Genomic DNA, 21,417 nt, shown 5'->3' on the forward strand with positions numbered 1-21,417 from the left:
CTTGTCGTCGTTCTGAGACGCGTCGTCATCGGTCCTGCCAGTGCAGGGCTTCCCATGCTAGCCCCCAACTCGGGAGTATCCCTACGACCGGATCAAAGCTCGGGCCTGTCGGACTTTCCCCACCCTCTGGTGATCGGATCGCCCCTGAATTGAATTAACTCCTTGAACGGTGTTAACACCTGTGGATACTGTGGATAACTCGGTGGAAAGCAGACGCGAGTAGGGAACTACACGGTTGTCAGTTGTGGAATCCCTGAGGAATCCGCGGGTGGACGGCATCCGTCGGGTCGAACGGTCTCCCACAGTTATCCACAGGTTCGACGGTTTCACACACATTCGTCCCGACCTGGAGGCGAGTCATCCACAAGTTATCCACATGTGCAAACTGGCATCGATCTGCTCCGTCGTATGCCGCTCACACGCACGCAAAGGGGGTCGCAGCCTCCTATCGGAAGCTACGACCCCCTTTTTCGAGGCGGCGCGGACTCAGCGTCGACCGAGCTGCGTGGTGATCTCGGTCACCTGGTTGTAGATCGAACGGCGCTCCTTCATGAGCTCGCTGATCTTCTTGTAGGCGTACATGACCGTGGTGTGATCGCGGTTGCCGAACAGCTGGCCGATCTTCGGCAGGGACAGACTCGTCCGCTCGCGGCACAGGTACATCGCGATCTGGCGCGATGTGGCGATCTGCTGAGACCTGCTGGACCCGTACAGGTCGTCGACCGTCAGCTTGAAGTACTGCGCGGTCGCAGTGATGATGTCGGTCGGCGAGATGATGTTGTCCTCTGCCGTGTCGATGATGTCGCGGAGCACCGTCTGGGCGAGCGAGATGTCGAGGGCCGAACGGTTCAGGCTGGCGAATGCGGAGACGCGGATCAGCGCACCCTCGAGTTCGCGGATGTTCGACGACACCACGGTGGCGATGTACTCGAGTACCTCGTCGGGAATATGAAGCGCCTCGCTCTGCGCCTTCTTGCGGAGGATCGCGATGCGCGTCTCGAGGTCGGGCGCCTGCACGTCGGTGATCAGGCCCCATTCGAACCGACTGCGCATGCGATCCTCGAAGCCGGTGAGATGCTTCGGCGCGACGTCGCTGGTGATGACGACCTGCTTGTTGTGGTCGTGCAGCGTGTTGAAGGTGTGGAAGAACGCCTCCTGGGTCTCCGCGCGACCCTGCAGGAACTGGATGTCGTCGATCAGGAGGATGTCCACATCGCGGTAGCGGGCCTGGAAGGCTGCACCTCGGTTGTTCGCGATCGAGTTGATGAAGTCGTTCGTGAACTCCTCGCTGGAGACGTACCGGACCTTGACCCCTGCATAGAGGGATTGGGCGTAGTCGCCGATCGCGTGCAGCAGGTGCGTCTTGCCGAGGCCCGAGTCGCCGTAGATGAAGAGCGGGTTGTACGCCTTGGCCGGCGCTTCGGCGACGGCGACGGCAGCGGCATGGGCGAACCGGTTGGACTGCCCGATGACGAAGTTGTCGAAGGTGTACTTCGGGTTCAGGCGGGACTCGTGGCGCAGCTGCGTCGGCTGCTCCATCGGGGATTCGACGCGGATCTGCTCCTGGCGGCCGTAATCGGCGACCGCGATGGGCGCCGTCGGCTGCTCGGCGAGCTCATGATTCACGACCACGCGGTACGACGTCACCTCATCGCCGATGTGGGAGAGGGCCTCCATGATCGGAAGCCGCAGCCTCTTGTTGATCTGCGCGGCGGTGAGATCGTTCGGGACCTCGAGATAGAGGGTGGCGGCCATCACGCCGGCCGGAACCGCGAGGCTGAGGAATCCCTGGAGCTGAGGAGTGACTCGGTCGTCCGCCTCGAGGAGCTCCTGCACCGTGGTCCAGATCGGAACGTCGGGCTGGGCAGGTGATGACATGACGCTCCGTGCTGAGGGGACGACGGGTCGTCTGGATGACGCGGCCCGCCTGTGGATAACTTCGGATGCCACGGTAGTCACCACGGCTGGGAACGGCAACCTGCCTACGGGAATCCGCGCGCGTGTTGCTCATACGTGCATGCCGCAGGGTTGTGGATAATAGCTGTGCGGATCGTGCCTGAGCTGGTGGTCGAAGCGCGCAGATTTGCTCTGCGCGCCGTCAAGACGTACCCTTAATCGGTTGACTTATGCCTGAACGGCAGATCCCTATGTCTCCGGTCAAAATGATCCCGGTGGCAGCATTCCCGGAGTGATTCCATGAGCAAGCGCACCTTCCAGCCCAACAACCGTCGTCGCGCCAAGAAGCACGGCTTCCGTCTTCGTATGCGTACCCGCGCCGGCCGCGCGATCCTTTCGGCTCGTCGCGCGAAGGGCCGCACCGAGCTCTCCGCGTAGATCGCTGTGCTCGCCCGCCCGTATCGTGTGACCCGCGGGAGCGACTATCGACTGGTCGTTCGACGCGGATCCCGTTGTGGCGGAGCCAAGGTCGTCACCTCGATGCTGACGACGGGCGAGAGCAGAGCCGCGAGGTTCGGATTCATCATCAGCAAGCAGGTGGGCACCGCTGTGGTGCGCAACACCGTGCGCCGGCGACTCAAAGCCGTGTGTGCGGACGCGCTGACGCGGGTCCCCGAGGGCACGGATGTCGTCATCCGTGCCCTTCCTGCATCCGCGACCGCGACCTACGCCGAGCTGAGTGCGGACGTGAACCGGTGTCTGGATCGTCTCGGGCAGCGGCCATGACCGCTCTTCCGGCATCCTCGATCGGCTCCGCTCAGCTTCATGCCGGTGACGCGATCCGCAGCATCCCGCTGATCCCCCGGAATCTCGTCCTGGGGCTCCTCGCCGGGTACCGCAAGGTGATCTCCCCGATGTATGGAGATGTCTGCGCCTATTACCCATCTTGTTCCGCTTACGCTGTAGGTGCGGTGCAACAGCACGGCGCAGTGCGGGGAGCGGCGCTCTCGGCGTGGCGCATCGTTCGTTGCAATCCCTGGAGCCACGGCGGCGTCGATGACGTCCGTCCGCACGAACACTTCCGTTATGACCTGACCGCTCACGGTTTCGTCGTCCCTGCCCGAAAGGATTGATCGGTGGGTCTTGACCTTCTGCTCGCCAGCGCAACACCCTCGCCGGAGCCTGCCTCCGGCGGCTTCGATCTGATCGGAACCATCCTCTGGCCCCTCAAGTGGGTTGTCGAGCTCGTGCTCGTCGCCTGGCACTGGCTGTTCACGGCCGTCGGTCTTCCTGCCGCATCCGGTCTGACCTGGGTGCTGTCGATCGTCGGTCTCGTGATCGTGGTCCGTGCTGCCCTGATCCCGCTCTTCGTGAAGCAGATCAAGAGCCAGCGAAAGATGATGGAAATTGCGCCTGAGCTGAGAAAAGTTCAGGAGAAGTACCGGGGTAAGAAGGATCAGCTCTCTCGCGAGGCCATGAGCCGCGAGACCATGGCGCTCTACAAGAAGCACGGCACGACGCCGATGTCGAGCTGTCTTCCGCTTCTTGTGCAGATGCCGATCTTTTTCTCGCTGTTCAGCGTTCTGAGCGACGTCTCGAAGCACCACAACCTGGGTGTCGGCGGCGTCGGTCTGCTGAACGCCGAGCTCACCGAGCAGTTCTACAACGCCGAGCTCTTCGGTGTCGCATCGCTGCACGAGACGCTGGGGAACGCGGTCGACGCGGGGAACACCACAGCGATCATCATCCTGGTCACGCTCGTCGTGCTCATGATCGCGTCGCAGTTCTTCACGCAGCTGCAGATCATCTCGAAGAACCTGTCGCCCGAAGCCAAGACCGGCCAGGCGTACCAGATGCAGAAGATCATGCTCTACGTGCTGCCTCTCGGCTTCATCTTTTCGGGCATCTTCTTCCCGCTCGGCGTGGTCGTCTACTGGTTCATCTCGAACCTCTGGACCATGGGACAGCAGTTCCTCGTCATCCGTGAGATGCCGACGCCCGGATCTGAAGCGGCGAAGGCTCGTGAAGAGCGTCTTGCTCGCAAGGGCAAGGCGATCGACGCCTCGGGCAAGGTCGTCCCGATGGCGGCATACGAAGCAGAGCAGCAGCGTCTGCTCGAAGAGGCGGAGCGCGCGAAGGCGCAGGCCCCCAAGCGTCAGCAGCCGGTGGGCAAGAAGCGTTCGAAGAAGAAGGGGAGCGGTTCGTGACGACCGACAACGTGACCGAGACCGTGGAGCCCACGGTCGCAGAACTCGAGAACGAGGGCGACGTCGCCGCTGACTACCTCGAAGAGCTGCTCGACATCGCCGACATCGATGGGGACCTCAACCTCGACGTGCGCCAGGGTCGCGCATATGTCTCGGTCGAAGCTGAGGGAGACGGACTGGCGCTCCTGTCTGCACCCGACACGGTGCAGGCGCTTCAGGAGCTCACGCGTCTTGCGGTCCAGAGCAAGACGGGTTCGTTCTCGCGATTGATCCTCGATGTGGGCGGATCGCGCGATGCGCGCCGCCGTCAGCTCGAGACGCTCGTGAATGCCGCCGCAGCCAAGCTCGACGATGGAGCGACCCAGGCGTCGCTGCCCGCCATGTCCAGCTATGAGCGCAAGCTGGTGCACGACATCGCGGCTGATCAGGGTCTCGTGTCCGAGTCCTACGGCGAGGGTGCCGACCGCCACACTGTTCTGCGTCGTCGTTGACGTTTCACATGCGACGTCAGGCCAGCGGGATGCTGTCGTGAGTGACCTGGAGATCGAACCGTCGGTGGCGGTCGATCTTTTCGGCGATCGGATCGAGCTGGCCCGGCAGTTCACGGCGGCTCTCGCGCAGCATGGCGAGGAGCGAGGACTCATCGGTCCTCTCGAGCTCCCGCGTTTGTGGTCCCGGCACATCTTGAACAGTGTCATCGCCGCCCCGTTGTTCCACGGTTCGGTCGCGGACATCGGTTCGGGTGCGGGGCTGCCCGGTATCGTCCTCGCGATCGCACGACCCGATGTGCACTGGACCCTCGTCGAGCCGATGGAGCGCCGGGTGATCTGGCTGAACGATCAGGTCGCCGAGCTGAAGCTCACGAATGTCGAAGTTCTGCGCGCGCGTGCCGAGGAGGTGACTCCTGCGAGCTTCGACGTCGTGACAGCTCGTGCGGTCAGTGCTCTGAAGACGCTGATCCCGCTCACCGCTCCGCTCGTGCGTGATGGAGGCGAACTCACCCTTCTCAAGGGAATGAATGCCGCCAATGAGATCGAAGCAGCGCAGAAGCAGATCAAGAAGTTCCGCCTGTCGGACGTCCGCGTCGAGACTCTCGGCGAGAACGTACTGCCCGAAACGACCCGCGTGGTGAGGGCAGTCGTCCGCTGACGGGTCGATGCCGCGGCTTAGGAAGCTGACCTTCGTCGGGGGATGGACCTACATTCCGCGTTCGAGATGTACCCGCCCGCTAGAGCGCAGGTGGTGGGTGACTTGGCCACGCACGGTGGTCATGGGCCAGGCACTGTTGTGATCTGCCTCTGCAGCATATGAGATCTATTGTCAGGGCTCGTCCGGTTGCGCCAGACCGGGTCACCGCGCGAGGCCGGTAGAGTCCCTCGACGATCGTGCCACGATTCGAGTTTATGGCTGATGAGAAGGGTTTTCTTCCGACCCTGGTCGTGCACCTGTGTGGGAGCTCCGTTGCGACGTGACGAGGATCTTAAGCGCTGCTGGATACGGTCAGCAGTGCCGGATAGCCGCCGGCACTCTGCCCTCGCCGTCAAAGACTGTCCCGGGATCACGGTCGGTGGTAACGGAACGTGGGCGTGTGGCACGACAGATCAGGCTTCACAGCAGACGTGTCCGGTGTCGGAATCCGGAATGGGTCTGTGCCCGTGTGCTCGCAATGCGAGTTCGCCACTCGGGGAAGGAGCGGGGGTCCTAACCATGTTTCACGTGAAACATGGATGGACCACTGCCATGCGGGGGCAAGTCGGGGCGGGCCGAGGTGGGGTGAAGGGATTCCGCCGACAACTTGCGGTGGGCCGGGTCACGAGGGCGTTGCGCTCGCTGGTCTGATCTGTGCCACTCAGCCGCACTTCGAGGCACTGCGGACGGCTGCTGTGCGCTGCGATGCTCGTCGCTGCGCTGGGGAGCGGTGCTGCGAGCCACCCTTCTTCTTAGCGCCGGGTCTGGATCTTTGCTTTTCGACCTACGTCACTTCACAGCAGCAGACTTCACCTCACTGAACTGCCCTAGACCGCACTACACCGTGCGGTCTGCAGTGATTTCTCCTGTTCTGATCTGCGCTCTCGTGATCTGACCTGCGCTACTCGGCCGTCTGCCGTGCGCCGTGTGCCGTGTGCCGTGTGCCGTCTGTTGGGCGTTCTGACTACTGAGTGGGGTCCGCGCGTGGTGGAGCGCACGTGTGGCGCTCAGAACTCGTGGACCGGGGCGCGGGTCCGCCGGGAGTCGTATGTTTCACGTGAAACAATCTTTGTGTCGCTGCCACAGAACGGATCGCGGTGCCCTTGGCGTGGCTACGGGTGTCATCCCGGTCCACACCATCCGCCGGGGGAGGGCTGCGAGCTGACAACCAGATCATGGCGCCGAGGAGCGGGACCCTCTGCTTCAGGCGTGGTGGGGCGGCCGAACATAACTGGAGCTTTCACTCGGGGCATCGCGGCGGAACCGGTCAGGCAGCAGCCCTGCCCTGCTACCGCTGAAAACATCCGGACGACATGGTGACCTGGCACCACCCTGCTCAGTCTTACCGGGGTTCTTCGCAGCATGTCTCGAGTGAGCGACAAGCCTTCCTGGCACGAATGGACAGCTCTCCTCGGACTGTCCGCGCCGCGCTATGCGGCAGGCACAAGTGTTTCACGTGAAACATTGAGCGGCGGGTGGTGATGTCTTTGGATGATTGCGAACGCGCGAAGGCAGGAACAGGGGGAGGGTCTCGGGGGTCAACCGCGACGTGGCGATCGAAGGCACGCTAGTGGCGCAACGTTACTGCCTGCCGGAAACAGTCGGATTGACGGCCCAAAAGACTAGTCATCGTCTGACGATCCCAGTGACTTGATGTGCGAAGCCCCGCCCGCAGTCCAGTCGCTAGCGCACTGATGTGACAAGGCATCGGGGGTATTGATTGTGCGGGGATTCTTTGGCCGGGGAGCGGCCGTCCCCAGTATGAACGACAGAAGCCCCTGAATTGGCGCGAGGCTCGGTGTCGAGCCCGAGCAGCAGCGGGCCGGAGAGTGCAGCGCAATGGCACGCCGCAGTCGCCGCTGGCCCCCCTGCCGCCGATGTCGGCGAGGTCCACCCCGACGTCGGGTGCGGCGGTCTCGCGCAGGGATCCCGGATAAATCCCAGTTCAGCGGGGATCCTTGCACCATACGAGCTCGGCAGCTGTGGCCAGGCGGCACGCGTGACTCGTGCTGGGTTGCCGTCAGTATCACGCAAGGGAAGAGCGGACGGGACTCTATGGACGAACGTTTCACGTGAAACACCGCGAGTGTTGTTTCGCGCCTGCGGTTCCTTCGTGGGTCGACGCCAGGCTCTAGTTCCTCATCGGACCCAACGTGTGCCAGCTCACCCTAGAGCGATGTTTGCAGCGAAGAGCCGAGGCCGTCGACGCGCCTTGGCCCAATCTTTGATAGCTGTGCAGCATGCGAACAACGTACTTCGTTAGCGCCCGTCTGAGCAGATGTTTCACGTGAAACACCTCTGAACTCGTGAGGCGATGGGTGGGGCTCGACCTCGAATAGTCGGTCTCACGTGACCACGGCGCTACCCTTCGTCATCCGACTCGGGTTGGGTGTGTGAAGCCGCGCGTGGCGTGCCCGATGCGTCTCTGATGAGTACGTGATCTGCGCGTGGGTGCCCCCGAGGTGAGGTTCACTGGTGACATGACCCTGAGGCAATGAGCACAGGCGCTCCCGCAGCGGAGCGAAACCCGTCGCGGCTCACGGTGATGCGCCGGCTGGATGCGGCGTATAACCCGAAGCAATAGTGGGGGCCCGCTACCACTCGGCTAGCCGGAGCAGCTCTGGGCGCGAAGGCAATCGCGTCAGGCTGCACCCGATCCGGCTAGAACGCTCCTGTGACTCACGTCGGCAATGTTCCACGTGAAACATCGATATGGTGAATGCATGGTGCGCATGCTCATCACTGGGATGTCCGGCGTCGGCAAGTCCAGCGCGCTGCACGTACTGGGGGAGCGGGGATACTCCGTCGTCGATACCGACTATGGACCGTGGACAACCGAGTCGGGACTGTGGGATGAGGTCTTGATGGGTGCGCTTCTCGGGGAGAGCACTGAAGTCATCGTGTCTGGCACGGTGTCGAATCAGGGTGCCTTCTACGACCGATTCGACCATGTGGTGCTCCTGTCAGCGCCTATTTCGGTGATGCTCGATCGTGTTGGTCGGCGATCTTCGAATCCCTACGGCTCGACGAGGGTGCAGCAAGACGAGATTCGCACGAACCTCGAGACCGTGGAGCCGCTACTGCGGGCGACATCCACCTGCGAGATCGACGCAACTCAACCGCTGACCGCCGTTGTCGACCGGATCGAGCAGCTTCTACGATCTTGACCGAGGCCGAGGTGCGTCAGATGTTTCACGTGAAACTATGCGGCTGTCGACCGTCACCACGGACCTCGGCGCACCGGGGGAGGATCCGGTTCCACGCGATAGTGGTGTGAGGGACGCTGACGAGTTCTGTGCGACCGGTTGGTCTCCCCGAAACGAGGGGCCTCAGCGACGGAGACTCGTCGAGTCCCGTAAGCCGCTCGCGGACAGCCTCTTTCACAGAGGGCAGGACATCCGTGTGGGCCGAGCACAGAGACCTCCCCTCTCCTCACGCCGACGAAATGACCGACACGAACTGGTCACAGGCGCGACAGATGGTGCAGTGCGTGGACGTCGTCCCTCCATGCGTGTCGCCCGATCTCCGGTGCGTCAGGACGTCCAACGGCACAATGAACACCCAGGCCAGAAGGCGAAAGTGCCACTCTCTCCGCAACGGCACGCCCGGACGAGGTATCACCGGCCTGCACGACTCAGGAGGGATTCGAGAAGGCAACGTCTGCCGCAGCGATTAGAGTGGAACACGGCCCCGAAAGGAGTGGATGTTTCACGTGAAACAGCCCGAAAAGGCATCACCGAAGGACTCTTTCGGGATGGATACGCCCCTCGCGCGGGAACTCGCCGATCTCTCCGCACGACGCAGAGCACTCGAGACCGTGTCCATCGACTTCGCCGGCGACACCCGCATCCTGACGGTCTCCAACCAGAAGGGCGGCGTCGGTAAGACGACGAGCGCCGTCAATGTCGCCTCTGCACTCGCGGGTCTCGGAGCACGGGTCCTTGTGATCGATCTCGACCCCCAGGGCAACGCCTCGACCGCGCTCGGTGTGCCGCACAACGCCGAGACTCCGAGCGTCTATGACGTCCTGATCGAAGACACCCCGCTCGCCGACATCGTGCAGCAGAGTCCCGAGGACGAGAACCTCTTCTGTGCACCGAGCACCATCCATCTCGCCGGCGCAGAGATCGAACTCGTCGCGCAGGTCGCACGGGAGCATCGACTGCGACGCGCGCTCGAGGAGTATCTCGTCGACAACCGTATGGACTTCGTCATCATCGACTGCCCTCCGTCGCTCGGGCTGCTCACGATCAACGCCTTCACCGCGGCGAACGAGGTCTTCATCCCCATCCAGTGCGAGTACTACGCGCTCGAGGGTCTGAGTCAACTGCTCGGCAGCATCCAGATGATCCAGAAGCACCTGAATCCCGGACTGCACCTCTCCACGATTCTGCTGACGATGTTCGACGGACGCACGCGACTCGCGCAGCAGGTGGCGGACGAGGTCCGCACGCACTTCCCCGAACAGGTGCTCGACACCGTCATCCCGCGTTCCGTGCGGGTGTCGGAGGCACCGAGTTTCGGTCAGACCGTGATCGCCTACGATGGGCAATCCGCCGGCGCCGTCGCGTATCGCGAGGCCGCTGTCGAGATCGCGTCGCGCACGGCGACGCAGAGCAAGGAGAAATGATGGCGAAGCGCACTGGACTGGGTCGGGGCATCGGAGCCCTCATCCCGACGGCTGATCAGTCCGAGCGTCCCGTGGACGTGTTCTTCCCCGGAGCCAATCTGCGTCCGGCGACGGAGCAGACCAGTGACCAGCCCGCAGCAGAAGCCGACCTCGAGGTCGTTCCCGGCATCCACCTCGTCGAGGTGGATCCGCAGAAGATCGTGCCGAACCCGCGTCAGCCGCGCACGCACTTCAACCCCGAAGACCTCGCAGAGCTCGTGCACAGCGTGCGTGAGTTCGGCGTTCTGCAGCCGGTGGTCGTTCGCAAGAACAGCGACGGCGAGTACGAGCTGATCATGGGGGAGCGGCGCACCCGCGCCGCGCGGGAGGCGGGCCTCGAGAAGATCCCAGCGATCGTCCGCGAGACTGCCGACGAAGATCTCCTGCGCGATGCTCTGCTCGAGAACCTGCACCGCTCCGAGCTGAATCCGCTCGAAGAGGCCTCGGCATACCAGCAGCTGCTCGAGGACTTCGGGATCACCCAGGAAGAGCTCGCCACGCGGATCGGTCGGTCGCGCCCTCAGATCAGCAATACGATCCGTCTGCTCAAGCTCCCCGTTCCCGTGCAGCAGCGTGTGGCGGCGGGGGTGCTGACGGCTGGACACGCTCGCGCGATCCTCAGCCTGGAGTCACCCGAGGCCATGCAGCGTCTCGCCGACAAGGTCGTGAACGAGGACCTGTCGGTGCGCGCGACCGAGGTCGCTGCGAAGACGGAGCCCGCAGCACCCGGCCGGACGGCGAAGCCGACTCCGGGCGCTCGACGGGCGTACCTCGACGAGGTGGCCGGCAACCTCGGGGATCGCCTCAACACTCGCGTCAAGGTGTCGCTGGGCGCTCGAAAAGGCCAGGTCATCATTGATTTCGCATCGATTCAGGATCTGAACCGCATCCTCGGTGAACTGGGCGAATCGGGGTACGGTCCGGCGTGATTCCGCCGCTCGACCCCTGAGCGGTCGTAGACTCTCGACATCTCGTCGATGAGGGGGAGTCATGTCCGGAGCAGCGAGTCCAGTGAAGTTCCAACGCCGCGTCATCGCGGTGAGTATCGCCGCAGCACTCGGTGGCTTCCTCTTCGGATTCGATACCGCCGTGATCAACGGCGCTGTCGATGCTCTCGCGGGGAACGTCTCGGGCTTCGACCTCGGGGTCGGGCTCAAGGGCTTCGCGGTGTCGTCGGCCCTGATCGGGTGTGCCGTCGGTGCGTGGTTCGCAGGACCGATTGCGAACAAACGCGGGCGAATCCCCGTGATGGTCTTCGCGGCGGCGATGTTCTTCGTCTCCGCCATCGGCTCGGGACTCGCGTTCAGTGTGGTCGACCTCATCATCTGGCGAGTGGTGGGCGGTCTCGGTGTCGGTGCGGCATCCGTCATCGCTCCCGCATACATCGCCGAGGTCTCGCCTGCCCGGGTGCGAGGTCGACTGGGCTCTCTGCAGCAGCTCGCCATCGTCACCGGAATCTTCGCCGCTCTGCTCTCCGACGCGTGGCTGGCGGGCCTCGCGGGTGCCGCAGACCAGCCTCTGTGGGGACTCACCGCCTGGAGATGGATGTTCATCATCGAGGCGGTGCCCGCACTCGTCTACGGGATCATGTCGTTCCGTCTGCCCGAATCGCCGCGATATCTCGTGCGCAAGGGCGATCTGAAAGGCGCGTCCCAGGTGCTCGAGACGGTCACGGGGGCCGTTGACGTCGACGCGAAGATCCAGGAGATCACCAGCACCATCGACACCGAGCGCAAGGAGTCGCTGAGCGACCTGCGGGGCAGTCGTCTGGGGCTCAAGCCGATCGTGTGGGTCGGCATCCTGCTCTCCGTGTTCCAGCAGTTCGTCGGCATCAACGTCATCTTCTACTACTCGACGACACTGTGGCAGTCCGTCGGCTTCGATGAGTCGAGCGCCCTGCTGACCTCCGTCATCACGTCGGTGACCAACATCGTGGTGACCATCATCGCGATCCTGCTGGTCGACAAGGTCGGCCGACGCATCATGCTTCTCGTCGGCTCTGTGGGTATGACGGTGACGCTGGGCCTCATGGCGCTCGCCTTCTCGTTCGGTGAGCTGAACGCCGAGGGCACAGCGACCCTGCCTGACCCGTGGGCGACCGTCGCCCTCATCTGCGCGAACGGCTTCGTGGTCTTCTTCGGTGCCACCTGGGGTCCGCTCGTCTGGGTCCTTCTGGGAGAGATCTTCCCGAACTCGATCCGCGCCGGCGCACTCGCGGTCGCGGCAGCAGCCCAGTGGGCAGCGAACTTCTTCATCTCGACCACCTTCCCTGTGTTCGCCGAGATCGGCCTCACATTCGCCTACGGCTTCTACGCGTTCTTCGCGCTGCTGTCGTTCTTCTTCGTGTACTTCAAGGTGCCCGAGACCAAGGGTCGCGAGCTTGAGGAGATGACGGACGAGCTGAAGGTGGAGCGCCGGGGCACCCGCAGGGCGACGTAGGCTGGAAGCATGACCGAGTCAGTTCCGCGCCGCGCCAGCCTCGAAGTGCTGAGAGCAGAAGCGTCGGACGAACTCGCCGTGCTGATCCAGGAGAGACTCCTCGGCGGGGAAGACCCATGGGAGTTCATGGAGGAGCTGCCGAGCGTCGATGAGCTCGTCGTCTACCTGCTGCGAGCCGACAACATCACCGCGAACGACGGTGTGCGACCGAACGCGGCTCGGCACTACCGGGTGCTGCGCCAGATCGCGCTGGAGTACCCCGAGCTCACGCCGGCGGTCTGGGGCCTTCTCGACGAGAAGCAGCGGCACCGACGCTGGGACCCGTCCGTGGCCGACGCCTCCTAGGCTCCCACCGTGCCGCGGATGCTCGTCTCCTACGACCCGGAGTGGCCGAAGCAGTTCGAGGCGTTCGCCGCTGAGATTCAGACGGTCGCGGACGCGGATTGGCTGATCGAGCACATCGGATCTACGGCGATCCCCGGCATGCGCGCGAAGCCGATCATCGACCTGGCCGTCCGCATCGTCGATCGCAGCGACTTCGACGCGCGCAGGCCCGCTCTGGAAGCCGCAGGATGGCGCCTGGGCAGCGCTGTGCGCACGCACCCGGTCATGATCCGCGAATCTGACGGCGTACGGATCGCGATCGCGCACTTCTTCGTCGAGGAGGAGTGGGATGCGGTGCACCAGCGCATCCTGCGGGACTGGCTTCTGGAGCATCCGGAGGATGCCGATCGCTACGCGCATGCGAAGTGCGACGCCGTCGCCGCTCAGGCGAGGGGGAGGACGACCTACAACACCGCGAAGTCGCCCATCATCCAGGAGCTCGTCGACCGCGCTCGCGCGTCTCGAGGACTTCCTCCGGTGCGGATCTCCGACAAGTAGTCGGCTCTCGTCTCAGGAATGGGGACGGAAGCGGCTGGGTACGAGAAAGGGCCGCCACCCGGAGGGGTGACGGCCCTGAAGACTGCAGGATCAGCCGATGAAAGCCGCGAGGTCCTGCTCGAGGGCCGGCTTCGGCTTGGCGCCGATGATGGTCGTCTTGACCTCACCGCCCTGGAACACCTTCATCGCGGGGATCGAGGTGATCTGGTACTTCATCGCCAGCTGCGGGTTCTCGTCCACGTTCAGCTTGAGGATGGTGATCTTGTCGGGGTTGTCCGCCTGGATCTGGTCCAGAACGGGGGCGACCATACGACACGGTCCGCACCACTCGGCCCAGAAGTCCACGAGGACGGGACCTTCGGCCTGCAGAACGTCCTGCTCCCAGGTCGCCTGGCTCGTAGCCTTTGCACTCATCAGAGTTCTCCTTGATTCGAGATTCGCCTGCTACAACAGCGGGCGAGGTGAAAGTGTTCCCGTCCGCTCAGGCGGTGATGATCTCAGCGGCTTCGGCGGCCGGGAACTCGACCGATGCGTCTTCGAGGTCCGCCAGGAAGTGCTCGGCGTCGAGAGCGGCGACCGTGCCCGAGCCAGCGGCCGTGATGGCCTGACGGTAGGTGGGGTCGATCACGTCGCCGGCGGCGAACACACCGGGGACCGAGGTGACGGACGAACGGCCGTCGACCCAGATGGTGCCCTCGGCGGTCAGCTCGAGCTTGTCGTGCACGAGGTGCGTGCGCGGGTCGTTGCCGATCGCGATGAACAGGCCGTCGAGCGCGAGGTCGCTCAGCGTGCCGTCGACCGTGTTGCGCAGCTGCACGCCCGTGACGGAATCGCCACCGAGGATCTCGGCGACCTCGCTGTTCCACACGAACTCGATCTTCTCGTTCGCGAAGGCCCGCTCCTGCATGATCTTCGAGGCGCGCAGGGTGTCCTTGCGGTGGATGACGTAGACCTTCTCGGCGAAGCGGGTGAGGAACGTGGCCTCTTCCATCGCCGAGTCGCCGCCGCCGACGACGGCGATCGTCTTCTCGCGGAAGAAGAAGCCGTCGCAGGTGGCGCACCACGAGACGCCGTAGCCCGACAGGCGCTCTTCGCCCTCGATGCCGAGCTTGCGATAGGCGGAGCCGGTCGCGTAGATCAGCGACTGGGTCTCGTGCACCGTTCCGCTGCCGAGGGTGACCTTCTTGACGGGGCCGGCGAGGTCGAGCTCGGTGACGTCGTCATAGACGACCTCGGTGCCGAACTTCTCAGCCTGCTCCTGGAACTTCGCCATGAGCTCGGGGCCCTGGATGCCCTCGGGGAAGCCGGGGTAGTTCTCGACCTCGGTGGTGTTCATCAGCTCTCCGCCGACCTCGACCGTGCTGGCGATGAGCAGCGGCTTGAGGTTCGCGCGCGCCGCGTAGATGGCGGCGGTGAATCCGGCGGGACCGGAACCGATGATGATGACCTGACGCATGTGCTCTCCGTCGTAGATGCTGAGACGCCGAAAGACGTTCGACTGCTTCAACCAATGGTAACCGCGCGACATTCCCGCGCGAGGGGGCTCAGCGGCCCGGCAGGAAACGCCGCAGCATGCCGCTCGCGACCTTGAGCTCCGGAGCGCGCAGGACAGCCAGGATGCCGATGTAGACGACCACGACGGCGAGGCCGATGATGCAGGTGCCGATGGCTCCCTGGATCTTGTCGGACGTGGTCCACCCGGTCGGGCCGCCGAGCAGGAGGAAGACGCCCCACCCGGCGAACCCGGCAGGAACGGCAGCGACGGCGTAGCGGACGACAGCGGTCATCCAGGTGCGGATCTGGAGTCCGCCGATCTTGCGGTGCAGCAGCCAGCTGGCCACGATCATCTGCAGGGTGCTCGCGATCGACTGGCCCAGCGCGATGGCTGCGGCCAGCATGGTCACCTCGATGATCTCGGCGGCGAGCAGCCACTGCGCGACCAGAGCGGTGACGACCACGAGACCGCACTGGAACAGCGTGAACCAGAAAGGCGTGCGGGTGTCGCCGTAGGCGTAGAAGGTGCGTTGCACGATGAAGAGGATCGTCAGCGGAACCAGGCACACGAGGAAGGCGAGCAGCACCAGCGCCGCTTCTTCGGCGTGCGACGCCTGATTGGTGAAGACTCGCGACGCCGGAATCGCTGCCGCGGCGACCGCGGCGACGGCGACGGCGATGAAGAAGAGCAGGGTGCGGATGCTCTGGGCGATGTCTGCGCGGACCTCGGCATGTCTGCCGGCCGCCGCGTGCTCGCTGATCTGCGTGAAGTAGGGCGTGCCGATCGACAGCACGATGATCGAGTACGGGAGCATGAAGATCAGCCAGGCGTACTGGAAGGTGGCGACGGACGCGCCTCGTCCGGAGGCTTCGGTGAGGATCTGGGTCTGCACGAGTCCGGCGCCGAGGCTCGTCAGCGCCATGAGGAACGTCCATCCGGCGAGCCGTCCGACGTTGCCGAGTCCGACGCCGCGCCAACGGAAGTCGGGGCGGAGCGCGAGACCCGTGCGGCGCCAGAAGATCAGCAGGATCGCGGCCTGGATCACGATGCCGAGCGTGGCCGTTCCACCGAGGGCGGCGATCATCTCGGGAGTCCAGTCGGAGACGCGGGTGAGCGGGCCGCCGAACAGCGCGCCCACGACGAGGAAGCCTGCGATCGACACGATGTTGTTGATGACCGGCGCCCAGGTGAAGGGCCCGAAGATCCGCCGTGCGTTGAGCGCCTCGCCCAGCAGCGCGTAGAGCCCGTAGAAGAGGATCTGCGGCATGCACCAGTACGCGAACGCCGTCGCGAGCGCGAGGAACTCCGCGGAACCCTCCTTGCCGGCGTAGAGCCACACGAGCCAGGGCGCGGCGATCGTGGCGATACCCGTGATGACGACCAGCACGACGGTGCCGAGCGTGAAGAGCTTCGAGATGAAGGCGTTGCCACCGTCGGCGTCCGCTGTCGCCTTGACGATCTGCGGGATGATCACCGCGGTCAGCACGCCCACCGAGATGAGAGAGAAGACGTTGTTCGGCAGCTGATTCGCGATCGCGAAGGCGTCTGCGGCGCCCGCACCGACCGAGCCGATCACGCCGACGAGGACGATGGTTCGCAGGAGCCCGGTGACGCGCGAGATGAGCGTTCCGGCCCCGATCAGTGCGCTGGCGCGGCCGAGACTACTCATTCAGCTCCTCGACGGTATCCGGTGAGGAGGTCGCCTGTTCTTCGTCGCCGGCGAGGGCTTCACGCCGCCGGCGTCGGACGGTGCGGATGATGCCGAGACCGAGCAGCAGCACGATCAGACCGCCGAATGCGGCGAGCCCGATGGTCTCCCATTCGGCCCGCACCGAGACGCGCACGCGCTCGGGCTGACTGATCGGCACACCGGTGGGGCTCGAGAGCGACAGCGTCAGGGTGACCTCGCCACTGCCCACTCGGGCCGACACGGGGACCTTCACCCTCGTCGTCGTGCCGGGCTGGATCGTCCACGGCGTGACGGACTGCACCTCGAGGCGCGGGTCGCTCGGCTTCACCGTGAGCTCGATGTTCACCGGCCATGGCAGGTCGTTGCGCACCGAGAACGGGAGGTCGGCGTTGGCGGAGAGCAGCTGGATGGTGCTCGCCGGAGGGATGTCGACCGCGTTCAGCGTCTCGGTCGTCTGCTCGTTCACGTCGGCGACGGCCTCTGAGAAGCCCTTGTCCGTCAGGCCGACCGCGGTCGCCCGCATGATCTGGATGCGCTTGGGGCTCAGCAGAAGCTGGCTGTCGTCGAGGATCGTGGAGAACTCGCCGAGCACGACCTCGCTGTCGAGCATCCCCTGCAGGGCCGTGGCTCGTGCCGGGTCGGGCTCGGTCGAAAGGGTCGAGGGTGTCGCCGGGATCGCGAGGACCTCGGAGAGACCGAACGCGAGGGAGTCGACCGATGAGACGGCCTCTCTGAGCGCATCAGCGGTGCGGGTCTCGTCGCGGTCGAGTCCGATCAGAAGCGGCGTCGTCGGACTCGCCTGAGCTGACAGGGCGAGATAAGCGCTCGCCTCGGCCAGCGACTGCTGACGGGCGGCGTCGTCGTCTTCGCTCGCCGCCTGCGACAGAGCATCCGATGCGGCATCCACGGCGACCAGCACGCTGTGCGAATCGATCGCGGCGTGCGCGCCGACCGCACCGCCGACCGCTGCAGAGGAGAGGACAGTGACCGCGCCGCCGCTCAGGTACGTCGAGAACGTGTCGAGATCGGCGGCGGAGACATCGCTGCGGGGCCACAGAATGCCGGGGGTCGACCCCTCGACGGCCATGAGCTGTGCGTCGTCGGGCAGCACCGGACCGTCGGTGGGCTGAGGGCTCGGCTCATCACTCGGTGTCGGCACGGGAGTCGGTGCGCTGCCATCCGTCGGCAGCGAGGCGGGAGTCGGCGCGGGAGTCGCGGTGGGGGTCTCGTCCGGAGGCTCGGTGAAGCTGCTGAGGGTGAGGAACGGCGCGAGCGTCGTGGGCTGCAGCAGTCCCGGAAGACCCGCCTGCGCCTGTGTGGTGGCGTCGGCATCGCCGAACTGTAGAGAGAACCGCTCGTTGGGCAGAGCGTCGAGAAGTCGCAGCCACTCGCGCGCGCTCTGCGGCGCCGAAGAGCCGAGCACGCGGATGGCGGCGGGGATCGCCGGGTCGATCGCCAGGGTCGCGGACGTCCCTCGGACACCTTCGATCGTCGCGGTGAGTGCGCCGTCGGGCGCGGTGAGAGCGCTGAGCTCGTCCGCGGTGAGAAGGGCGCCGTCGGAGGGCGTCGCCGTGATCGGCACCATCACGGCGACGGGCGGATTCGCAGCAGCGGTCACCACGAGCACGGATGTCGACGTCACCGTTCGCGCGGCATCCTGACCCTCGTTCTGCGCCCCGCTGAGCGTCGCGCGCAGCGGGTACACACCCGGTGCGAGGTCGCCGAGAACTTCGGGAGGCAGGAAGAGGCTCGTGGTCGCGGAGGTCTCGGCGTCGACCGGTGCGACGGTGTCGGTTCCGAGCTGGTCGAAACCCCCTGTGGCGTCGGAGTCATTCAGCCACGTCGTGACCGAGGCTTCGTCCGCGAGCGGAGTGCGGTTGATCTCCAGAGTGACTCGTCCGGCGGAGAGTTCGGACTTCGCGTCGTTCTGCACGGTGATCGAGGCCGTCGTCGCGGTGCCAGGGGCGACCGTTCCGCGCACCCCCGCCGACAACAGGAGCTCGACGGAGGACGCCTCTGACTCGTCATCGGCGGCTGCCACCGCGCTGCCTGCGCCCGTGCTGACCAGGCCGAGTACGATCGCCGAGATGACGGACCCGCGCGCCAGGCGCTGCAGGCGCGTGCGGAGGCCGTTCTCGAAGATGGTCGCGGTCATGAAGGTCTTCCTCGAACGCCGGGATCCCAGGCTGCTCGTGAGTGGTGACCTTGTGATTCTAGGCCGCTGGCTGAATGAGAACCCTGAAGACGCGTAGAGTGACGGCCGTGTCCGACACCCTCGCCCCCACGCCCGATCCGCTCCGCAGCACCGCGCTCGCCGCAGATCTCGACGCCGCGGATCTCCGCTCGGAGCCGCTCCGTCGCCTGTGGGGCGAGGAGGAGGACGACGCGCTGGCCAGAGGCATGCGCGAGCCGATCCTGCGCGCGATCGCCGGTGAAGACGGTGTGCTCGCGACTCTCGGCAGGCTGTTGGTGCTCGGGCTGCCGCAGCCGATCGCCGCGGTGACGACGGCTCTCCCGAGACTCGGGGCGGACGGCCTCGTGGCTCTTGGCCTCGCGAGGATCGATGGCGATGAGGTGATCCCCACTGCGCTGCTGCGTCCCCAGTCGTTCGTCGACGCCGACGGGATCGGTGAATGGTGGATCGCCAGCGACCTCGACGAGGTGGCGCTCGACGGCGCGCTGCCCGCGGATCACGTGCTCGGAGTCGGCGGCGCCTCCCGCACGCTCGCCGAGGTCATCATGCCGATCGAGGTCGACCGTGCCCTCGATCTCGGTACCGGATGCGGCATCCAGGCACTGCTCGTCGCTCGTCACGCAGGATCCGTCGTCGCCACGGACATCTCGGCGCGAGCGCTCGCCTATGCCGAGTTGAACGCCCAGCTGAACGGCGTCTCGAACATCGAGTTCCGATCGGGCAGCATGTTCGAGCCGGTCGGGGGAGAGGCGTTCGACCTGATCGTGTCGAACCCGCCCTTCGTGATCACCCCGCGCGCGGAAGGGGTCCCCGAGTACGAGTATCGCGACGGGGGACTCGTCGGTGACGCGCTCGTCGAGCAGTTCCTGCGTGCGGTTCCGTCTTTCCTGACCCCGGGAGGCGTGGCACAGCTGCTCGGCAACTGGGAGTCGCGCGGTGGCCAGGTATCGCTGAGTGGACGCGCGGGTCTCGATCGCCTCTCGTCGTGGGTTCCTGGCGACCTCGATCTGTGGGTCATCCAGCGCGAAGAGCTGTCGCCGCTGGGCTACGCAGAGCTGTGGATCCGCGACGGAGGCACGACGCCCCGCGATGCCGCGTTCACCCCGCTGCTCACCGCATGGCTCGATGACTTCGCCGCGCGTGGCGTCACCGCCGTCGGATTCGGCTACATCCTGGTGCGGCGGCCGGCAGGCGGCGGAGCGCCCCTGCGTCGTCTCGAGCGCGTCGCACAGCCCGTCTCGAACGTGGGCGGGGCGCTGCGTTCGGGTCTCGCGGCGCACGACGTGCTCGCAGAAGGACTGCCTACGACGCTGATCGTCGCTCCGGATGTCACCGAGGCACGACATCTGCTTCCGGGCAACGACGATCCGAGCATCATCGAACTGCGTCAGGGCGGTGGCTTCGCACGGACCATCGCGGTCGACCCGGCGCTCGCCGCTCTCGTCGGGGCCTGCGACGGCGAGCTCACGGTGATGCAGATCGTCGCAGCTCTGGCCGACCTGTTCGAGGTGCCGCTCGTCGACCTGTGGGCCGACCTCGAGCCCCGCATCCGCCAGCTCGTGCTCGACGGTCTGCTGATCCCGGGGGAGTGATGCAGGAATACCCGCTCGCATATATGCGTTCGAATACACCATGAAGGCTTTCGGATTCCTCTCCTTCGGGCACTATGCAGACGTGCCCGGTTCGGCGACCCGCACCGCGGGGGACATGCTGAAGCAGACCATCGAGATCGCGGAGGGTGCCGACGAGATCGGCGTGAACGGCGCCTCTGTGCGCGTGCACCACTGGGCTCGCCAGGCGGCGTCGCCCATGCCGCTGCTGTCAGCCATGGCTGCGCGTACGAAGCGCATCGAGGTCGGCACCGGCGTGATCGACATGAGGTACGAGAACCCGTTCCAGTTCGCTGAGGAGGCGGCGGCACTCGACCTGATCGCCGACGGTCGCATCGCGCTCGGCGTGAGCCGCGGGTCACCCGAGACGGCGCTGCGCGGATACGAGACCTTCGGCTTCCACGACGAGGAGGACCCCGAGCGCGGCAGTGTCATCGCTCGCGAGAAGTTCGACCTCTTCCTCCGTGCGATCGACGGCGAGGGTCTCGCCCCCGGCGACCCCCGCATGGTGGGAGCCGGCCGATACCTCGCGATCGAGCCCCAGTCGCCCACCCTGCGCGACCACATCTGGTGGGGCTCGGGTTCCCGCGCCACCGCGGAGGAGACCGGCCGCAAGGGTCTCAACATGATGAGTTCGACCCTGCTCACCGAGGCGACCGGTGTGCCGTTCCATCAGCTGCAGCGCGAGCAGATCGACCTGTTCCGTTCCGCCTACAAGGAGGCAGGACACACCGGAGCACCTCGCGTCTCGGTGAGCCGCAGCGTGTTCCCGCTCGTCTCGGACATGGACAGGGCGTACTTCGGTCTGCGCAGCGAGGAGAACGCCGACCAGATCGGCATCATCGACGGCTTCCGCTCGACGTTCGGCAAGACGTATGCGGCCGAGCCCGACGTGCTGATCCAGCAGCTCTTGGCTGACGAGGCCGTCATGTCGGCAGACACTCTGTTGCTGACGATCCCGAACCAGCTGGGCCCGGCATACAACCTCCACGTGCTCGAGGCGTTCGCGACCCATGTCGCCCCGGCGCTCGGCTGGAAGCCGAACACCGAGGGTCCCGTGCAGGGAGATCCGGTCTGACGATCGACCGCAACGGCGGATGAAGGGGCGGATGCGAACTGCATCCGCCCTTCTTTTTCCTCGACCGGC

Annotated in this window: 19 protein-coding genes; 14 read left to right on the forward strand and 5 right to left on the reverse strand. The window is 65.3% G+C overall.

Annotation, left to right across the window (positions count from 1 at the left end; translation table 11 throughout):
* Positions 1 to 486: 486 nt before the first annotated feature.
* Positions 487 to 1,878: a chromosomal replication initiator protein DnaA gene (dnaA, locus tag ACZZZF_RS11390; protein WP_053098239.1), complete on the reverse strand. Its 1,392-nt coding sequence runs from the start codon at positions 1,876 to 1,878 to the stop codon at positions 487 to 489.
* 318 nt (positions 1,879 to 2,196) lie between these two features.
* Between dnaA and rpmH the strand changes: the two genes are divergently transcribed.
* From rpmH to ACZZZF_RS11450, 12 genes are all read left to right on the forward strand, one after another.
* Positions 2,197 to 2,334, forward strand: a complete 138-nt coding sequence (gene rpmH, locus ACZZZF_RS11395) for a 50S ribosomal protein L34 (RefSeq protein WP_022889115.1) — start codon at positions 2,197 to 2,199, stop codon at positions 2,332 to 2,334.
* A 27-nt stretch (positions 2,335 to 2,361) separates the two neighbouring features.
* Positions 2,362 to 2,682 (forward strand): ribonuclease P protein component, encoded by a 321-nt coding sequence (gene rnpA, locus ACZZZF_RS11400; protein ID WP_230101163.1) that lies wholly within the window; start codon positions 2,362 to 2,364, stop codon positions 2,680 to 2,682.
* Positions 2,679 to 3,029, forward strand: a complete 351-nt coding sequence (yidD, locus tag ACZZZF_RS11405; protein WP_072592157.1) for a membrane protein insertion efficiency factor YidD — start codon at positions 2,679 to 2,681, stop codon at positions 3,027 to 3,029. Before rnpA ends, yidD begins: the two co-directional genes overlap by 4 nt.
* A gap of 3 nt (positions 3,030 to 3,032) precedes the next feature.
* Positions 3,033 to 4,103, forward strand: a complete 1,071-nt coding sequence (yidC, locus tag ACZZZF_RS11410; RefSeq protein WP_056275685.1) for a membrane protein insertase YidC — start codon at positions 3,033 to 3,035, stop codon at positions 4,101 to 4,103.
* Positions 4,100 to 4,594 (forward strand): Jag family protein, encoded by a 495-nt coding sequence (locus ACZZZF_RS11415; RefSeq protein ID WP_056275682.1) that lies wholly within the window; start codon positions 4,100 to 4,102, stop codon positions 4,592 to 4,594. Before yidC ends, ACZZZF_RS11415 begins: the two co-directional genes overlap by 4 nt.
* A gap of 37 nt (positions 4,595 to 4,631) precedes the next feature.
* Positions 4,632 to 5,252, forward strand: coding sequence for a 16S rRNA (guanine(527)-N(7))-methyltransferase RsmG (gene rsmG, locus ACZZZF_RS11420; RefSeq protein WP_056275678.1), 621 nt, complete (start codon positions 4,632 to 4,634; stop codon positions 5,250 to 5,252).
* 2,762 nt (positions 5,253 to 8,014) lie between these two features.
* Positions 8,015 to 8,458 (forward strand): AAA family ATPase, encoded by a 444-nt coding sequence (locus tag ACZZZF_RS11425; RefSeq protein ID WP_463498375.1) that lies wholly within the window; start codon positions 8,015 to 8,017, stop codon positions 8,456 to 8,458.
* Positions 8,459 to 9,045: 587 nt separating this feature from the next.
* Entirely contained in the window at positions 9,046 to 9,921 is an 876-nt protein-coding gene (locus ACZZZF_RS11430) for a ParA family protein (RefSeq protein WP_269464941.1), read from the forward strand.
* The gene (locus ACZZZF_RS11435) at positions 9,921 to 10,889 is read left to right on the forward strand and encodes a ParB/RepB/Spo0J family partition protein (protein WP_083569415.1); all 969 of its coding nucleotides are present in this window, start codon (positions 9,921 to 9,923) and stop codon (positions 10,887 to 10,889) included. The genes ACZZZF_RS11430 and ACZZZF_RS11435 overlap by 1 nt, the downstream gene beginning before the upstream one ends.
* Positions 10,890 to 10,950: 61 nt before the next feature.
* Positions 10,951 to 12,399 (forward strand): sugar porter family MFS transporter, encoded by a 1,449-nt coding sequence (locus ACZZZF_RS11440; protein ID WP_053098230.1) that lies wholly within the window; start codon positions 10,951 to 10,953, stop codon positions 12,397 to 12,399.
* Between the two features lie 9 nt (positions 12,400 to 12,408).
* Entirely contained in the window at positions 12,409 to 12,744 is a 336-nt protein-coding gene (locus ACZZZF_RS11445; protein ID WP_053098229.1) for a hypothetical protein, read from the forward strand.
* Positions 12,745 to 12,762: 18 nt separating this feature from the next.
* A complete protein-coding gene (locus ACZZZF_RS11450) occupies positions 12,763 to 13,281 on the forward strand; it encodes a GrpB family protein (RefSeq protein WP_320489778.1) in 519 nt (172 codons plus the stop codon).
* Positions 13,282 to 13,371: 90 nt separating this feature from the next.
* Here ACZZZF_RS11450 and trxA read toward each other — a convergent pair whose 3' ends face one another.
* The 4 genes from trxA to ACZZZF_RS11470 form a co-directional block, all read right to left on the reverse strand.
* Positions 13,372 to 13,695: a thioredoxin gene (gene trxA, locus ACZZZF_RS11455; protein ID WP_042541543.1), complete on the reverse strand. Its 324-nt coding sequence runs from the start codon at positions 13,693 to 13,695 to the stop codon at positions 13,372 to 13,374.
* Positions 13,696 to 13,762: 67 nt separating this feature from the next.
* A complete protein-coding gene (gene trxB / locus ACZZZF_RS11460; protein ID WP_053099317.1) occupies positions 13,763 to 14,737 on the reverse strand; it encodes a thioredoxin-disulfide reductase in 975 nt (324 codons plus the stop codon).
* An 88-nt stretch (positions 14,738 to 14,825) separates the two neighbouring features.
* Complete coding sequence (gene murJ / locus ACZZZF_RS11465; protein ID WP_463498377.1) at positions 14,826 to 16,445, reverse strand: murein biosynthesis integral membrane protein MurJ; 1,620 nt, start codon at positions 16,443 to 16,445, stop codon at positions 14,826 to 14,828.
* A complete protein-coding gene (locus ACZZZF_RS11470; RefSeq protein WP_463498379.1) occupies positions 16,438 to 18,621 on the reverse strand; it encodes a DUF6049 family protein in 2,184 nt (727 codons plus the stop codon). Before ACZZZF_RS11470 ends, murJ begins: the two co-directional genes overlap by 8 nt.
* A gap of 74 nt (positions 18,622 to 18,695) precedes the next feature.
* On the opposite strand from ACZZZF_RS11470, the gene ACZZZF_RS11475 reads away from it, so the two are divergent.
* Both ACZZZF_RS11475 and ACZZZF_RS11480 read left to right on the forward strand, forming a co-directional pair.
* A complete protein-coding gene (locus ACZZZF_RS11475) occupies positions 18,696 to 20,252 on the forward strand; it encodes a DUF7059 domain-containing protein (protein ID WP_463498380.1) in 1,557 nt (518 codons plus the stop codon).
* 40 nt (positions 20,253 to 20,292) lie between these two features.
* Positions 20,293 to 21,348, forward strand: coding sequence for an LLM class flavin-dependent oxidoreductase (locus ACZZZF_RS11480; protein ID WP_053098225.1), 1,056 nt, complete (start codon positions 20,293 to 20,295; stop codon positions 21,346 to 21,348).
* The last annotated feature ends 69 nt before the right edge of the window (positions 21,349 to 21,417 follow it).

The sequence above is a fragment of the Microbacterium sp. AC215 genome (genome assembly GCF_979258645.1).

Bases quoted from the DNA above. Each gene is read 5' to 3' on its own strand.
- ACZZZF_RS11425 (WP_463498375.1), top strand. From the start codon at position 8,015: ATGGTGCGCATGCTCATCACTGGGATGTCCGGCGTCGGCAAGTCCAGC.
- trxB (WP_053099317.1), bottom strand. From the start codon at position 14,737: ATGCGTCAGGTCATCATCATCGGTTCCGGTCCCGCCGGATTCACCGCC.
- dnaA (WP_053098239.1), bottom strand. From the start codon at position 1,878: ATGTCATCACCTGCCCAGCCCGACGTTCCGATCTGGACCACGGTGCAG.
- rpmH (WP_022889115.1), top strand. From the start codon at position 2,197: ATGAGCAAGCGCACCTTCCAGCCCAACAACCGTCGTCGCGCCAAGAAG.
- ACZZZF_RS11475 (WP_463498380.1), top strand. From the start codon at position 18,696: ATGAGAACCCTGAAGACGCGTAGAGTGACGGCCGTGTCCGACACCCTC.
- trxA (WP_042541543.1), bottom strand. From the start codon at position 13,695: ATGAGTGCAAAGGCTACGAGCCAGGCGACCTGGGAGCAGGACGTTCTG.
- ACZZZF_RS11470 (WP_463498379.1), bottom strand. From the start codon at position 18,621: ATGACCGCGACCATCTTCGAGAACGGCCTCCGCACGCGCCTGCAGCGC.
- ACZZZF_RS11450 (WP_320489778.1), top strand. From the start codon at position 12,763: ATGCTCGTCTCCTACGACCCGGAGTGGCCGAAGCAGTTCGAGGCGTTC.
- yidD (WP_072592157.1), top strand. From the start codon at position 2,679: ATGACCGCTCTTCCGGCATCCTCGATCGGCTCCGCTCAGCTTCATGCC.
- ACZZZF_RS11430 (WP_269464941.1), top strand. From the start codon at position 9,046: ATGGATACGCCCCTCGCGCGGGAACTCGCCGATCTCTCCGCACGACGC.
- ACZZZF_RS11480 (WP_053098225.1), top strand. From the start codon at position 20,293: ATGAAGGCTTTCGGATTCCTCTCCTTCGGGCACTATGCAGACGTGCCC.
- ACZZZF_RS11445 (WP_053098229.1), top strand. From the start codon at position 12,409: ATGACCGAGTCAGTTCCGCGCCGCGCCAGCCTCGAAGTGCTGAGAGCA.
- ACZZZF_RS11440 (WP_053098230.1), top strand. From the start codon at position 10,951: ATGTCCGGAGCAGCGAGTCCAGTGAAGTTCCAACGCCGCGTCATCGCG.
- murJ (WP_463498377.1), bottom strand. From the start codon at position 16,445: ATGAGTAGTCTCGGCCGCGCCAGCGCACTGATCGGGGCCGGAACGCTC.
- ACZZZF_RS11435 (WP_083569415.1), top strand. From the start codon at position 9,921: ATGGCGAAGCGCACTGGACTGGGTCGGGGCATCGGAGCCCTCATCCCG.